The organism is Bordetella petrii, from assembly GCF_000067205.1.
Lineage (GTDB): Bacteria > Pseudomonadota > Gammaproteobacteria > Burkholderiales > Burkholderiaceae_B > Bordetella_A > Bordetella_A petrii.
Window position 1 is genome coordinate 4,454,839 of record NC_010170.1, and the last position, 15,295, is coordinate 4,470,133.

At 62.9% G+C, this 15,295-nt stretch carries 13 protein-coding genes and 3 pseudogenes; 4 read left to right on the plus strand and 12 right to left on the minus strand.

Translation table 11 applies throughout. The annotated features are described in order from the left end of the window. Position 1 precedes the first annotated feature (1 nt). Complete coding sequence (locus BPET_RS21370) at positions 2 to 1,012, minus strand: ABC transporter substrate-binding protein (protein WP_012251099.1); 1,011 nt, start codon at positions 1,010 to 1,012, stop codon at positions 2 to 4. Between the two features lie 14 nt (positions 1,013 to 1,026). Next, on the minus strand, positions 1,027 to 3,261 hold the full coding sequence (locus tag BPET_RS21375; protein WP_012251100.1) for a TonB-dependent receptor: 2,235 nt from the start codon (positions 3,259 to 3,261) through the stop codon (positions 1,027 to 1,029). Positions 3,262 to 3,496: 235 nt separating this feature from the next. On the opposite strand from BPET_RS21375, the gene BPET_RS21380 reads away from it, so the two are divergent. Then, positions 3,497 to 4,228: an AraC family transcriptional regulator gene (locus BPET_RS21380; protein WP_012251101.1), complete on the plus strand. Its 732-nt coding sequence runs from the start codon at positions 3,497 to 3,499 to the stop codon at positions 4,226 to 4,228. Between the two features lie 20 nt (positions 4,229 to 4,248). Here BPET_RS21380 and BPET_RS27400 read toward each other — a convergent pair whose 3' ends face one another. The 8 genes and pseudogenes from BPET_RS27400 to BPET_RS26415 form a co-directional block, all read right to left on the minus strand. Then, a complete protein-coding gene (locus tag BPET_RS27400; protein ID WP_231852720.1) occupies positions 4,249 to 4,665 on the minus strand; it encodes a phosphopantetheine-binding protein in 417 nt (138 codons plus the stop codon). Positions 4,666 to 4,668: 3 nt separating this feature from the next. Further along, positions 4,669 to 7,215: pseudogene (locus BPET_RS21385) on the minus strand (amino acid adenylation domain-containing protein); the annotation flags it as partial. 280 nt (positions 7,216 to 7,495) lie between these two features. After that, positions 7,496 to 7,937, minus strand: a pseudogene (locus BPET_RS21390) (single-stranded DNA-binding protein). 76 nt (positions 7,938 to 8,013) lie between these two features. After that, positions 8,014 to 8,538 (minus strand): annotated as a pseudogene (locus BPET_RS26165) (DUF3158 family protein); the annotation flags it as partial. Beyond that, positions 8,535 to 10,172 (minus strand): ParB family protein, encoded by a 1,638-nt coding sequence (locus BPET_RS21395; protein WP_012251103.1) that lies wholly within the window; start codon positions 10,170 to 10,172, stop codon positions 8,535 to 8,537. The gene BPET_RS21395 and the pseudogene BPET_RS26165, both read right to left, overlap by 4 nt. Further along, a complete protein-coding gene (locus tag BPET_RS21400; protein ID WP_012251104.1) occupies positions 10,165 to 10,425 on the minus strand; it encodes a hypothetical protein in 261 nt (86 codons plus the stop codon). Before BPET_RS21400 ends, BPET_RS21395 begins: the two co-directional genes overlap by 8 nt. After that, a complete protein-coding gene (locus BPET_RS21405) occupies positions 10,409 to 11,152 on the minus strand; it encodes a ParA family protein (RefSeq protein ID WP_012251105.1) in 744 nt (247 codons plus the stop codon). Before BPET_RS21405 ends, BPET_RS21400 begins: the two co-directional genes overlap by 17 nt. A gap of 33 nt (positions 11,153 to 11,185) precedes the next feature. Further along, positions 11,186 to 11,329 (minus strand): AlpA family phage regulatory protein, encoded by a 144-nt coding sequence (locus tag BPET_RS26415; RefSeq protein WP_231852721.1) that lies wholly within the window; start codon positions 11,327 to 11,329, stop codon positions 11,186 to 11,188. Positions 11,330 to 11,390: 61 nt separating this feature from the next. Between BPET_RS26415 and BPET_RS21410 the strand changes: the two genes are divergently transcribed. Both BPET_RS21410 and BPET_RS26770 read left to right on the plus strand, forming a co-directional pair. Further along, the gene (locus BPET_RS21410) at positions 11,391 to 12,041 is read left to right on the plus strand and encodes a TetR/AcrR family transcriptional regulator (protein ID WP_012251106.1); all 651 of its coding nucleotides are present in this window, start codon (positions 11,391 to 11,393) and stop codon (positions 12,039 to 12,041) included. Between the two features lie 99 nt (positions 12,042 to 12,140). Further along, positions 12,141 to 12,575 (plus strand): hypothetical protein, encoded by a 435-nt coding sequence (locus BPET_RS26770; RefSeq protein ID WP_012251107.1) that lies wholly within the window; start codon positions 12,141 to 12,143, stop codon positions 12,573 to 12,575. Between the two features lie 65 nt (positions 12,576 to 12,640). On the opposite strand, the gene BPET_RS21415 is transcribed toward BPET_RS26770, so the two are convergent. Both BPET_RS21415 and BPET_RS21420 read right to left on the minus strand, forming a co-directional pair. Then, on the minus strand, positions 12,641 to 13,177 hold the full coding sequence (locus BPET_RS21415) for a TetR/AcrR family transcriptional regulator (RefSeq protein ID WP_012251108.1): 537 nt from the start codon (positions 13,175 to 13,177) through the stop codon (positions 12,641 to 12,643). A gap of 161 nt (positions 13,178 to 13,338) precedes the next feature. Further along, positions 13,339 to 14,334: a polyprenyl synthetase family protein gene (locus tag BPET_RS21420; RefSeq protein WP_041863145.1), complete on the minus strand. Its 996-nt coding sequence runs from the start codon at positions 14,332 to 14,334 to the stop codon at positions 13,339 to 13,341. Between the two features lie 481 nt (positions 14,335 to 14,815). Here BPET_RS21420 and BPET_RS21425 point away from each other — a divergent pair, with 481 nt between their 5' ends. After that, a complete protein-coding gene (locus BPET_RS21425) occupies positions 14,816 to 15,124 on the plus strand; it encodes a MarR family winged helix-turn-helix transcriptional regulator (RefSeq protein ID WP_231852722.1) in 309 nt (102 codons plus the stop codon). Positions 15,125 to 15,295 lie beyond the last annotated feature (171 nt).

Below are 15,295 nucleotides of genomic sequence, written 5' to 3' on the forward strand. Positions count from 1 at the left end.
GTCAACCGTGCCCCCGCTCGGTCAGCGCCCCGACCACAAGCCGGGCGCAGCGCTGCGCCGAGGCCAGGCCGCCCAGCGCATAGAAGGATGCGATGGCGTGCGCACGCCCGCTCGCTACCGCCGGCAGACTACGCCAGAGCGTGCTGTCGCGCAGCAGCGCCTCGGCGCGGCGCGTGCGTGCCCCCTGATCCAGATACAAGATAACTGCTTCAGGCTCCGCTGCCAGCGCCGCAATGCCCACCAGACTGTTGCCATAGAAGGTGGTGCGTGCGCTCCAGGCATTGCGTAGTCCGAGCTGGCCCAGCACGCGGTTCACCCAACTGCCCTGGCCGTAGACGAAGGCCTGGGCGCCGTTCTCGTGCAACACGGCCATGTACACCGACCGAGCGGCATCGGCGCCGGCAGCGAGCTGCGCGCGCAGGCACTCAATTTCGGTGTCAAACTCACGAAGCCGCATCTGCGCCTGCGCCTCCAAGCCAGTTGCAGTGCCCATCTGCAGCAGCAGCTCGCGTATACGCAGGTAGGGATCGGCGCAGCCGTCGAAGATGTGAGCCACCTCGGTTGGCGCGATGCGGCCGAACTGTCCCAGCAGACCGGCCTGCCAGCTGGAGACCACGATGCGCTCAGGTGCAAGTGCGGCCAATAGCTCCAGATTGGGTTCGCTGCGCGAGCCCAGATCGGCCACGTTCGCCGGCAAGGGGGGCTCGGGCAGCCAGAGTCGATATACCGCCAGCTCCGGCACGGCGATGGGCATGCAGCCCAGTAGCGCCAGACTCTCGGCCGCGGCCCAGTCGGTGCAGGCGATGCGAGCACCTCGCGTGCCTAGCGTCTGTGCTGAATCCGTCCGCGCCAGGGCGCCCAGGGGCACCGTGCCGGCCCAGGCTAGATACGCCACGCCCCCGAGACAGAAGCGTCGGCGCTCAAGCGCCGGCACGCAGCCCAGCCCCGCCGCGCTGCCTCCCGAATCGGGCGCCGGACGACGGGGGCTGACAGTTGCGCACGTGTGCGCCATGTGTTGCGTCTGCTTCAGAAATCCACCGTAGCCGAGAGCAGGAAGGTGCGCGACACTCCGCGCGCCAGTCCGAAGTTGGAGGTCGCACCGGCCCAGTAGTCTTTATTGAACAGGTTCTCGACATTAGCGCGCAGTGTCACATTGCGATCCAGCAGCCGCGTCTTGTACCGCAGCCCGACGTCGACTCGGTTCCAACTGGGGATCTCCTGCGTATTAGCCGCATTGACGTACTGCGAGTCAGTGTAGAGATAACGCGCCGAGACCGTCAGGCCGCTGACGTAGGGCAAGTCCCACTCAACGCCCAGGTTGAGCATGGTATCGGGCACGCCTATCGCCTTGTTGCCGTCGTTGGTACCTCCTTGAGTTTTGGCGAGCTCACCGTCGATGAACGACACCCCGCCCAGCAGCCGTACACCGCGCGCCACTTCGCCAAAGGCGTTGATCTCCACGCCACGGTTGCGCTGCTCGCCATCCATGACGTAGGTGTTGGAGCCGTCCAGGAAACCGCTGGGCTGCTTGATCTGGAAGTAGGCGATGGTCGCGCCAAAGCCGTCGAACTCCGCCTTGGCGCCGATTTCGTACTGCTTCGTCTTGATCGGAGCGAACACCGTGCCGGCGTTGGTCGCCGCCGCGGGCGCGCTCGGCCCCTGACTGAGACCCTGGATGTAGTTGCCGTAAAAGGACACGTGCTGCCACGGCTTGACCAGCAGCGCCACCGAAGGCGAGTAGGCGTGCTCGTCGTAGGACGTGGTCTTGGCGCCTGTGACTGCGCTGTAGTTGTCCACCTTGACGCTCTGGCGCCGCACGCCGGCGGTGAGCTGCACCCGCTCGTCCAGCATCGTAATGGTGTCGGCCAGCGCCACGCTGCTCAGCTTGCTGTGAGCCGTCTTGGGCGCATGGCTACTGAAGGCGTCCAGGCTGGGTTTGGGTACTGAAATCGGGTCGTAGAGATTAGAGCCCGAATAGTCGGCGGGAACCTGAGCCAACACACCCGATTCGATGTCCAGCGTGGTGAAGGACAGATCCAGCGTGTGGTTCAGCGGCCCAGTCTTGAGCTTGCCGGTCAGTCCGCCCTGCGCGGTCCAGGTGTCAGCATAAGTGGGCTGGTAGTACTGTCTGCCGCGGAAATCGCCGTCCTCGTTCTGCAGGTAGATGAAGTCGTAGAGACCCAGAAAGCGGTTCTTGCGCCCGCCTGCCGCAGCGTAGGCCGTGAGATTAGGCGTCAGGTCGACCTCGCCGCGCACCATGCCGAAGGTGTCTTCGGACTTGGCGTTGTACCAGGATTGGCCCAGGTTACTGCTGCCCTTGGGCGCGCGCGGGACGTCGAAATTGCCACTGTCCAGGTAGATCGGGCGGCCGGGGTTGTCACTCTTGAGATTCTGGTAACCCAAGTCGGCCGAAAGCCGCACACGCTCGCCACGATAGTCCAGGCCCAGCCCGGCCAGCGCCAGACGCTGGCCCTGTTTGTCGACGGTAGTGTCGCCGTCGCGGTAGAGGCCGTTGAAGCGTATGCCAACTTGGTTGCGCTCGCCGAGGCGCCGAGCCAAGTCGATGTGACCACTGAACTGGCTGTCCGAAGCATAGCTGCCGGTGACCTGCGCAATGGGCGTGTCGGTAGCGCGCTTGGTCACCAAGTTGATCGTGCCGCCCACCGCGCCGGTGGGCGCCATGCCATTGAGCAGCGCGGTGGGGCCGCGCAGCACTTCCACCCGCTCGAAGAGCTCCACGCCCCCGCTGAACTGCGGAGGAATGATGCCGTAGAGCCCGTTGACCGCCATGTCCTGGCCTTGCACCGGGAAACCGCGGATCATAAATTGGCTACCGTAGCTGCTGTCAGACCAGATCGTACGCACCGAAGCGTCGTTCTTGACCACATCGTTGATACTGCGCGCCTGCTGGTCTTGCATAGCTTGCGCCGTGTAGCTGGTGAGCGAGAATGGTGTATCCATCACGTCGCGGTTGCCCAGCAGCCCGAGCGAACCGCCGCGCGCCACTTGCCCCCCGGCGTATACTGGCATCAGATCGCTGCGCAGCGATTCGGGCGCGCCGGTGACCGTCACTGCCGGCAGCGTACGCACCGGGCCGGAGACCTGGCTGGCACCGATGGCGTTGACGGATTCCGGCTCGGATGCAGTGTTGGCGGGCTGCTGCCCGGTGCTCTGAGCATGGGCGTAGCTACCCCAGCAAGCGACCAGGGCGACGGTCAGAGCCGACGGAAGCGTAAAGCTGTAATGACGCGGTGCGTGCATGCTCGGGCGAACTCCTGTGAGGGCGCTGCAGACTAAGGGATCGGGCGACTTGCTCCGACTGAAATGCGAATTATTATTATTTAACCTCGCAAACCATTCATTCAGGCGGCCAAATTTCTACGCGTTCCGGCCGCAATATGGCTGTCTAGCGTAGAAATTCCAATATCTACTCAAAATGGACAACATCTGGCGACAGCGTTTTGCAAAAGGCTACCGGCGACAGGAGCGACCGGTGATGGCCGGCGGCCACGACTACGAGCACGGCAGCCGCGAGATCTGGCACAGCCACGAACAAGGCCAACTGGTGCACGCCACCAGCGGCGTGGTGCGGGTTCTGACTTCGCAGGGCGGCTGGACGCTGGCGCCGCGCCAGGCGCTGTGGATCGCGCCCGGCGTAGACCACGAACTCCACATGATTGGCCAGGTGGCCATGCGCTGGCTGCGCATCGAGCCCGACGCCGCACCCTGGCTCTGGGCGGAGTGCCGACAGATTCGCGTCACGCCGCTGCTTCGCGAGCTCATCCTCAAGATGCTGCAGGACCCGCCCGTCTACCCGCCCGAGAGCAACGCGGCCATGATCGTGCCGCTGCTGCTGCGCCAGTTGCAGGAGGCCGAGGTGATCGTGCATGGCAAGCTTCCTCTGCCACGCGACAAGCGGCTGCTCAAAGTATGTGAAGTCCTGATCCGCTCCCCGGCCAACAACGACCCCATGGCGCTGCTCGGCGAGCGCGCCGGCACCAGTGTGCGCACCCTGAGCCGCCTATTCAAGGAGCAAACCGGACTGACATTCGTGCAGTGGCGCCAGCAGTTGCGCCTCTCAGAGGCGGTCTGCCAGCTATCGCTGGGACAGTCGGTCAGCAGCGTGGCCCAAGACATGGGCTACGCCACCGCTAACGCCTTCAGCACGATGTTCCGGCGTACGTTGGGCGCCACGCCGCAGCGCTACATGCGTGAGACGCGCAGTTAAACCGCCGCCGCCCTCGTTGGCTACCCGAGCGGCTTGACCTCCTCCAGCAAGGCCAGCATGTCGTCCATGCGCGCGTCGACGGGATCCGCAGCGCGTGCTTGCCTGATCCAGTCCGCCAGCAGGCGTATGGTGGGCTGGTCGAACACAATGGTCAGCGGCACCTCCACGTCTAGCTTCTGGCGGATCTGCGCCGCCACCTTGACCGCGCTCAGCGAATGGCCACCCGCGTCCAAGAAGTTGCGCGTCACCCCCACCCGCTCGACCTCCAGCACGCTGCACCAGATCGCCGCAAGCTTACGCTCGATCTCGTCGGCAGGCCCGACTTCGTCCGTGTCGTCCAGTGACACCAGGTCCACTGCCGGCAAGGCACGCCGATCAAGCTTGCCGTTTTCAGTGAGCGGTAGGCGCGCCAACGGCACCAGCTGCGCCGGCACCATGTAGCCCGGCACAACCTGGCGTAGCGCCTGACGCAGGTGATCCAGCGCGGTGGCGTCAAAAAGACCAGCTTGCAGCGCGGCCCCCTGCCTGACCGCGACCACGTAGGCCACCAGCCTCTGCGCTTCGTCCTCGCCCTGTACCACTGCCACTGCGTCGGCTACGCCGTCGAGCTGCTTCAGAGCGGCCTCGACCTCGCCGATCTCGATGCGGAAACCGCGCAGCTTGACTTGAGTGTCTATGCGTCCCAGGTATTCCAGCCCGCCGCCCGATACCTGTCGTACAAGGTCCCCGGTGCGGTAGAGGCGAGCGCCCTGCGCACCCTGCGGATCGGGTACGAAGCGCTCGGCGCTAAGCCCAGGCCGTCCCAGATAGCCTCGCGCCAGCCCCGGCCCGGCCACGTACAGTTCGCCCTCGAAACGGGGCGGCACCGGCTCCAGGTTGGCGTCGAGCACGTGTGCATGCAGATCGGGCAGCGGCACGCCGATACGGCGGGACGCGGCATGCACCTCGTCAGGCTACACAGGATGGTGGGTGACGTGCACCGTTGTTTCGGTAATGCCGTACATGTTGACCAACGCTGGTGCGTTCTCGCCCATCTCCTCGAACCAGCGCACCAGGCTGCGCGGATCGAGTGTCTCACCGCCGAAGATCACGTAGCGCAGCGGCACTGCACGCAGGCGCACATAGACGCCGGGCACGTCCAACAATTGACGAAAAGCCGAAGGCGTCTGGTTCAGCACCGTAACTTGCTCGCGCTCCAGCAGCGCCAGCAAGTCCTCCGGCGAGCGGCTGTTCTGAAACGGTACGATCACGAGGCGGCCGCCGTGGCCCAACGCGCCAAAGATCTCCCATACGGAGAAATCAAAGGCGTAGCTGTGGAACAGCGTCCATACGTCCTGCGCGCCGAAGTCGAAGCGCACCCGAGCAGCGTTGAATAGCCGCTGCACGTTTGCGTGGGTCAACAAAGCGCCCTTGGGCTGACCGGTGGAGCCAGAAGTATAAATGCAATAAGCAAGCTGACTTGGATGCACCGACAGGTCTAGATTGGCCGCGGTATCGATCTCGGTGTTAGTCAGGTCGCTCGCTCGGGCCCAACCGCTACTCTCGGCGTGCGTGTCATCCCCTGTCAGCACATCCAACTTCAGTAACGGCAGCTCAGGCGCCAAGCCGATCAGTGTGCCAGCGTAGTGGGCGTGAGCCAAGATCACCGTGGGTTGGGCATCCTGAAGCAGGTAGGCCAGACGCTGCGCCGGGTAATCCGGATCTAGCGGCAGATAGGCGCCACCGGCCTTGAGCGTGGCCAGAATGGCGACGATCAGGTCGTGCGAACGCCCCAACGCCAGTCCCACTAGACGGTCTGGTCCCACGCCGACCGCCACCAACCGGCGCGCCAGCCGATTTGCACGCGCGTTGAGCTCGCCATAGCTCAGTGCCTGACCCTCACATACCACAGCCACGGCGTGTGGCGTGCGCGTGGCCCAATGCTCCACCGCCCGATGCAGCCCCCCCAACTCTGCGTCCGAATTCACGATATCGACATGCGGCAGCGCAGGCGCATCCTTCGCCGGAAGCGCCACGGCCGATATCGCAGCCGGGACCACCATGGAGTCTCGAGCATCTGGCACATGCTGCGTGAACGCTATCTCGCCCAGCAACCGGCCACCGCCCTCCACCCATGTCTCCAGAACCCGCTGCATGCGCTCGAAGATGGCGCCTGCCTGAGCCGCATCCAGCGCGCTGCCTTCGTGCAGGATGAGAAAGCGCATGCTCTCCTCAGGCCACACGATCACGGTGAGAGGATAGCCGTTACGGTGCTGCGACTGTACCCGGCTCACTCCCAGGTGCTCCAAGTCGCGCTGCAATGATTCTCCCACCGGATGATTCTCGAACACGAAAATCACGTCGAACAGCGGCAGACCGCGCGGCACCGAACTGCACGCATGGATGTCCACCAATGGCAGGAAAGCATTGTCACGCAACTGCAGATTCTCCTGCTGCAACGCGCGCAGCCAATCACCCGTCTCGCTCATGGCGGGCAACGCCATTGCCAGCGGCACCGTGTTGATGAATAGCCCCTTCATATCGAGGATGCCAGGCAGCGGCGCGTGGCGCCCAGCCACGGTCACGCCGAGCACCGGTTGGCCGCGCCGCACCACGCTAGCGAGCGCAAGCAAGGTCGCGCCTTGCACCACGGTGTTGAGTGTCACGCGCTGTGTCTGAGCATAACGCGCGAGTTTCCCGGTCAGTTCCGACGTGAAGCTGCGTTCAAGTCGGCCCAGTCCCGGCGCAGTCCCGTCCAGCGGCCGCACCGCGCGTGCTAGCAGCAGCGGCTCATGCAGCGCCACCAATGCACGCCGCCAATAGGCCTGGGCGGCCGGGCGGTCCTGCCCAGCCTGCCACTGCACGTAGGCATGGAAGGGCGTGACGGTGGGCAGCTGAGCCGTTTCGCCTGCCAGGCGCCGATGGCAGCCTTCACCGCGCTGCGTGGCTCCTAGAATCCGGCCGATGTCTTTGCCCTGGGAGGGCTTCTCGCAAAGAAACAGCCGCATGTCCGTCCATCCGATTCCCGTAGTTCATGAGTTGCTGGGATCGAGGATGCCGAGCGCCGCCCCTGGCAGCAGCAAACAAGCCGCATGCGGCGGCAACCGCTTTCACGCCGATGAAATGGCATGTACGGAGGAAGGCGCGTGGCCAGACGTGTGCGGGCCGATAGCCACGATTTCCTGGATCGCCTGGAAGTCGGTGGACGTTGGTGGAGCTATCCCCTGGGGATAGTTCGCAGCGCATGGAGGGCGGCGAAGCACTGCAGCAGCCGCCCTCCATGTACGGTCACTTCCTGCGCTTCGTTTCCTTCGGTGCCGCTGGTTCCTGGGTGGCCTGGGGGCTTCGGCTCTGCCTCCTGTGGCTTCGGGCTGAGGGTGACGTACTCGATGCGGTACGGCAGGATGCCGACACTGCGCGCGTTGATCTGCCAAGTCTCACGCGGCTGATCTTCGTTGTCGGTCCAGGGGGCGCGCTCCATGCGGCCGACGACCAGCACCCGCATGCCCTTCTGGTAGAGTTGCTGCCAGCGGTCGGCGTCGTGGTGCCAGAGTTCCACCGGCGCCCAGAAGCCGCCGCGGTCCTCGAACTCGCCGCCTTTGGTGGGAACGGGGTTGTCGAAGTACACGTTCAGCCGGAGCAACCGGCGAGGATCGTCGTTGCCGTTGGGGAATTCGCGGTACTCGGGAGGCGAGCCGATGTTGCCCTCGCCGATGAATTGTGTGCTCATGTTGATATCTCCGTGGTGGTTGAAATACCCGTGCCTCGCTGAACACGGGTGCGTGCTCGGATGTCTGGCGCAATCGCCGATCGCGCATTGCGGGTGGGGTGGACTTGAGCCGGCGCAGGTAGGTGTCGTCCGCCTGCGCGGCCTTGCTGGCGCATTCCTGTGCTTGCCTGCCCAGGGTGTGCAGCAGGCTGATCTGCATGTTCAGCGTGATGCGCCGCAGCTCGATCGCGTGCAGATCGGCCAGCAGGTTGACCGGCGTGCTGGTGCTCGCTATCAGCGCCTGCCACAGGGCCACGCCCATGGCCGATCGATCGTGCTTGCGCCAGCGTAGAAAGGTCGTTCCTGCGCCAGTGGTCTGCTGGGCCAGCTCGACGGGAAGCAGGTGGAAGGGATGCCCGCACGCCTGTGGCAGCACCTGTCGCTGCGCCAGGGCGATCAACTCGTCGCGCATGGCGAAGCACTGGTTGGCCCAGGCCTCGAAGTCCCCTTTACCTTTAAAAGGCCTTAAAAGGCCTTTTAGAGAGGCCGCGTGTTCCAGCCGCATGAAGGCTGGCTGTTCCAGACCACGGAAGTAGCGCAGTTCGCGGTTCGGGGCGCTCATGCCTGTTCGTCCTCGCCGGTGCTGGCCTCGGCCAGATCTGCGGCAGCGCTTTCGTCGGTGGGAGGTGCGGCTGCGGCAGCGCTATCACTGCGCTGTTGCAGGCCGGGGCGCACGACGGGCGGCGCAAACTTCGAGCGGCGAGCGCCTTCGAGCACGTCCTGCGGCAGGTCCCCGAACTTCTCCAGCGCCGCCCGCGCTGCGGCGTTCTTGGCCGCGAACCCGATACCATCAGAACGATCCTCGACACACGCGTCCAGGTCGGCCTCGCCCGCGATCTCGCGCGCGAACTGCGCGATGTGGATGCGCAGGCGATCGGGTGTGTCGAGGCCAGGGTCGATATGCCAGATGTCCGAGATGGGATAGAGGCCACCGGCCTGCACGGGAATCGACTGCAGCACGTTGGCCGAGAAGTCGGGCGGAAGCGCATCGCCCAGATGATCGGCGACCATGCGTTGGATGGACTGGAGCCGCTCCGTCGTGGGTGCCGGAGAGATGATGTGCTCGTCAAGCAGATCGCCAGCCGCTGCCGCAGGACTGGCCGCGAATGCCTCGCGCGGGGCCCCGTCGTCCTGGGGCCTTGTCGGCGCGGCGGCAGAGAGGCCGGCAGCAGGTGCCGGTGTAGCGGTGGACGGTGCCGGTTCGATTGGCGGCCGTGCGATGGCCCCAGGGTCAGGCAATGCCGGCGGCGCCGATGGCGGGGTGGGGTCGCTGACCAGGGCGCGGTGGCGGCTCTCGGATTCGGTCAGGTCCAGGGCAAGCACGTCATAGTCGATGCCCAGCAGCTCGGACATCTGACCGATCAACTCGTCCTGCACACGCTGCGGCGAGAACTCGTCCTGCACACGCTGCGGCGAGAACTCGTCGGCCTGGGCGTCGAACTGCGACAGCACTTCCAGAAAGAAGCTGTCGAAGTCCAGCGGCAGGGAGCGGCCCTTGGCATAGTGCTCCCATGTGCGCTCGCTGGCTTTGCGCATGACCGATAGCCGCTCGACCTGGTGGCGACCGAGGCCACCATAGAGCACGGTCGGGATCGCGGGCAGCAGGTAGCGCACTGCATCGGCCATGCGGCTGATGTGCGACTGCTGCACGGGGAAACCGTCGGCGGCCAGGCTGCGGGCCAGCTCGGACTGGCTCAGGGTGGTGTTGCTTTCCGCTTCATAGAACTCGCGGGCTTTCTCGATGCCCAGGGCGCGCTCGATAAACGTGAGGCCGCCGCGTAGTTCGTTCTCGGCGAGGTGCCCGGTCAGCGCGACGATCTCTCCGCGCGCTGGCCACGGCCGGAACAGGCACGATATGCGGAAAAAGCGTTCGTCCTTGGTCTCCGCCCAGAGTTCACGCAGGATCGCCAGCCTGGTGTTGCCGCCGTTGCGGATGATGTAGTGCGCCTCGCCAGGACGGCGTGTGATGGCGGGCGCAGCATCCAGGCCACGCTCGCGGATGGAAGCCTTGATTTCATCGTAGGCCGAGTTGCGCTTTTTGCGCGGGTCGTGGTCGTAGGGCCGCAACTGATCCAGTGTCACGACCATCGGTGTGTCGGCGATCGGGTCGCTCAAGGTCGTGGCCGATGGCCCACTTCGCTCGAACCCGGCGGCAAGCAGCTTGCCGGCCATGTCGTGGGAGGTCATCTCAGCCATGGCCGCATCCCTCAGCGTTGGCAGGCCGGGCCATGCGCGCCTCGCGCTCGGCGCGGCGGATCTGCGCACGGGCGTTGAGGTCGGCCCGGTAGTCGCTCGCTGTCGAACTGGTATAGATGGCGGCGCAGCCGGCCTTGGTGAACTTGAGGTGTCCGCCCCGTGTGCGCTTCACGTGCCAGCCTTCGCTCACCGCGAACTCGATCAGGGCGCGCAGCCGCTTGTGGCCACGGGACAGCTCATGTGCGTTCGCCATGGGGCCTCCCGGTTTCAATAGAACGGGAAGGACGGCCGGACACGAGGGCAAATCTGTCTTGCCACTGTGGGAACAGTTCGCCGGCGAGCGCGCGCATGGTGTCCAGCGCGGCGGGCGCGACTCTGCCCGGTGGCTGGCGATGTTCAATGCGATGCACCGGCAGGCCGCGGGTTGCGGCGCGCGGATAGGACTCGATGGCCGGCACGTCGGTGCCCAGCACGCGGATGCCCGTGTGATCCTGAAACAAGTCGTGCAGCGCCTGCTGGATCAGCCGAGCGTTGGCAGACACGGGGTGAACACGATTGATGAGCAGCAGATGCAGCGGCGGGGGCGCGATGTCCTCCAGCAACTGCATGGTACCGCGCCGCAGCTCACGGGCCGCGAGGATTTCCGGGGTCACGGGCGACAGCGCCAGGCTGGAGGCGAGCACCGCCATCTCCAACAGCACCGAGCGTGCACCCTGGGTGTCGATCAGCACCAGGTCCAGGCCCGCGACGACGGTATGGGACACGAACTGGTCGAGGTCGCGCTCGTTGAAGGCGAGCTGCTCGTAGATACCGCCCGGCGCGCGGTGAGCCAGTTCGTAATAGGAAGACAGCGTGGCCCGCACGTCGAGATCGAGCATCAGCACACGCAATCCGGCGTCGGCGGCGAGGCCACCGAGATTGGCTGCCGAGGTGGTCTTGCCCACGCCGCCTTTGGTGGATATCACGGAGATTACCAGCATGACGTGCTCCTCATCGTTGCAACTAGAGAACAGTCAAGCACGTTCATTAAGGCGGTCGGCAATCCACTGGTCGATCTCGGCGGAGTCCCAGCCCACAGCCCGGATCCCAAGACGCAAAGCTTTGGGAAACTTGCCGTCCTTCATCAGGTTGTAGATGTGAACTGTACCGATCGGTATGGGATGCTAGCTCCAGCAACGGCGGAATGTTAACGGCTCGATCAGTAGGAGGTGTATCCAGATGACGCCATTTGCTCAGGGCATGCCAGGGCGATATTTTGGCCCAGAACCTGGTTCAAAATCGCACACGGTTCTCCAGGCAGCTCGAAAAGTCTTTCTCACGCATGGGTTCAGTGCTACCACTGACATGATTCAGCAGATGGCCGGTGTCTCGAAATCCACGGTCTATGCGCATTATGCCAATAAAGAGACGCTGTTTTCGGCCGTCATTGAGGCCGAATGCCAGAGCTTCTCGGACAAAGTGAGCGCGATCCGCTTCCAGTCCGGCAAGCTCAAAGATACGCTTGCAGCGCTGGGATCCGCCTACCTCGATATCGTGCTAACGCCAGAGAAACTGGCTCTGTACAGGATTGTGATCGCGGAGGCTCCGCGCTTCCCTCGATTGGCCCATAAGTTCTACGAGGCTGGACCGAATGCGGTCGTGTCCATTGTTGCTCGGTATCTCGATATCGCCGTAACGTCTAGAGAGCTGGAGCTTGGGGCACTTAAAACTGAGGAGTTGGCGCTGGTTTTCATCAGTTCTATCCGTAGCGAACCGCACCTTTTTAACCTGACCCATCCGGACAAGTCGCTATCACCTCAAAAAACGACCGCATGGGTCGAGATGGTGGTGAACAGCTTTATCCACTCATATTTGAGGAAGGACCGATAGCGTCGCGCCGAGGTGTCTCAGATTTTCAATCCCAGCACTCTTAATGTGGGCCCTGGCTAGAACCGATGTGCATTTATCGAGACAATTCTGAAAGTGGTCATGCAACGCACCGATGTCGCCTCCACAATCGTTGATCAGATTCTGATGCGTGCCGCCCGTCACATGGGAAGCGGTCGTGTCTCACTAATGCCGGAGATACCGGTCGAGGCAGCACGTAATACGGAGATAGCCGAACTGATACAGCGGGACGACAAAGAAACACGCGAGACCTTATACGGGGTATTTCGATGGCGCTACTCCACGAATCGAGGCCCGGGTAGAGTTGCTCGGCGCTCTACTGGAGGGGGGCTGTCCATCCGCGCGCTGCTCGACCCGAAGCGGGCCGCCACGCTCGACCAGGAAACTATTGCGCAGCCTAATTCGTTACGCGCTAACTGGCTGATCGCTTCAAGTACTCCGGCGTACCTAGATAGAGATACGCTGTACCGTCGTATTGTAAACCTCACCCTTTCCGGTCAGCGTCTACATGCCTGATAATTCAACGCCACATACCCGCACTTGATGATCAACGATCCCTACGCCTTCACTCGCATAAGAGCTCAACGCGGCAACAGTCCTACTAACGTTTGTGCCAGGCATCGTTTGAGATCCGCAGTCGAAAGTTCCGCGAGACGCCCAACGCCGGCAACGTGGCGACTAAACGTAAAGCCGATCATTACCGCCAGGATGACATCGCTTTGCAGGGCGACGTCCTTGCCCTTCAGATAAGGTTCGTAAAGCGCCGCCCCGCCGTCACGCATAACGCCGTACAACTTCTTGGCTGCACCGATATCGGACGCTGTGCTCCTGAGCAAGGCCACAAGTGCATCCAAGCCCGTTCCGGCCTCGCCGCGGTCAGTGAATGCCGCAGCGATCCTTTCCGCGAGGCTTCCCTTGCCCTCTTGGATGATGACACTTTCCCAGTCGCGCGTCCCAGGCACCGTCGCAAGGAACAGCGCCTCCTTGGAGCCAAAATGGCGCTGCACCAACCCATGCGTAACCCCAGCCCGGCGGGCGATCTCACGCATCGTCGCCCGGGTGTAGCCACACTCGGAAAAAACGTCTAACGCCGCCTGCTGGATAGCGGCACGACGCATGTCAGGATCCCGCGTACGCCGTGGCTTGGGCTTTCTATCGCTCGCAAGGATTGCCGTTTTAGGCGTTGAAGCCTTTGGTCTACTCGTCGAGGACGCGTTCCTGGCCTGCCTCATGTGAAGTGCGCATTCCGAGTTTCCACTTCTATCTCCAGGCATTCAAGTTAGTAACTTCGTTCCACAGCGTAGGCAGCTAAAGCCCGCAGGGCTGCTACCGAGTCGGTTGTCGCAACTCCCCCCAGCATTGAAACGGCGATCCGGGCGTGCTCGTGCGCTCGGCGCCGACTGTAGTCGACAGCACCGGTGGACTGTATGGCCTCCATCACCACGTCCATCGCGTCCATGCCACCGTTCTGCACGATCTCCCGCAGTCGATTGCGCTGCGCGCCTTGGCTGAAGTTCATAGCGTGGATCAGCGGTAGCGTCACCTTGCCCTCGGCCAAGTCGTCGCCGAGATTCTTGCCCAATTGCTCGGCATCTGCCGTATAGTCAAGTACATCGTCTGTAATCTGGAAAGCATAGCCCAGATGCTCCCCGAATACCTCCATCCGACGTTGTAGCTCCCTATCGGCCCCCGCCAGGATCGCACCTGCCGTAGTACTTGCGGCGAACAGTACAGCCGTCTTGTGTTTGATCACCTGCATGTAGGCTGCCTCATCCACATCTGGATTGTGAACGTGTAGCAGCTGGAGGATTTCGCCTTCGGCGAGTTGGTTCGTCGTCTTTCCAATGATCTGCATGATCTGCATGCTGCCCAGTTCCACCATCAACTGGAAACTGCGCGAATAGAGAAAGTCCCCGACCAGCACTGCAGGCAGGCTGCCCCAGATGGCATTGGCGGTGCTGCGGCCTCTGCGCATGGATGATTCGTCAACGACATCGTCATGCAGCAAGGTCGAGGTATGAATGAACTCGATGATAGTAGCGAGCTTATGCAGTCCCTGGCCATGGCCACCACATGCCCGCCCGGCCAATATTACGAGCATGGGACGTAATCGCTTCCCCCCCGCCGCGATGAGGTGCTCGACGACCTCCACGATCAAGTCCACGCGCGAATGCAGGCGTCCTCGAATCAAGGCGTCTACCTGCCCCATGTCGGACGCCACCAGGCGCTGGATGTCCGCTAGCTGTAGGGATACGGCGGCTAATTGGTGCGTCATTAAGTGTGCCCATCCATGTAAAGGGGTGGGCGGTCGAGACATTTAATTGCCATGGCGCCTCACCCAAATTAGTATCCAGCCGTATACTAACTTAAGTTGCGGAGTTTCCGGCACATGTACGTCTCCATCCTAAGCTTGCGTGCATGCAGCTGTCGAGCTGGTATGAGTGTCCACACACGGCCGTCAGGAGCGGAGCCTTTCCGTCAATGACAGGCCCGAGCCATAAGGAATTTTTGGAACGTCATATGTACACAGACGAACAAGTTTGGTCACATCCTGGCGTACTTCGCGGCGCAAACTTGAAGAGCTACGAGTCGTCAACATGACAACAGTCCGAAACACCGGTAAGGAAGAGCACGAGGACATCTTGTCCATGACTAGACAGGTGCATTTCTCGTTGCTCCGCACGCAGGACGAGGTACTGGCGCCGCTCGGACTGACCGCGGGTCAGTGGATGCCGCTGGTATTGGTGTCCGCCGGCATGGCGAGCACCCCCGCCGAGTTGGCCTCATTAAGCGACATTGACGCTGGTTCCATGACTCGCACACTGGACCGTCTGGAGTCCAAGTCTCTTGTGTGCAGAGTGAGGAGCATAGAAGACAGACGCGTGGTCAACATAACATTGACGGTAAAAGGCGTGGCAGTTGCACATAGAGTCCCGCATGCCGTCGGACGCGTGCTTAGCAAGCACCTGCAAGGGTTTAGCCAAGACGAATCCACCCTACTTTGCCGATACCTTACGCGCATGATTGTCAACGGCCGTGACGACCGACAACTAACCAATCGCTAGCCATCGGCGGGAATCGTACCAGGCCAATCGTCCCGCCGCGCCGCGGCTCGAACGACACGTCACCCACAGCATGGAGCGGCTGCGGTACCGCTTTCGATGTGCTGTGCGGACAGATGTCAGCCAATGATCGCAAGTTAATTTACCGGCATAGGCGCGTCGGCCTGCTACTGC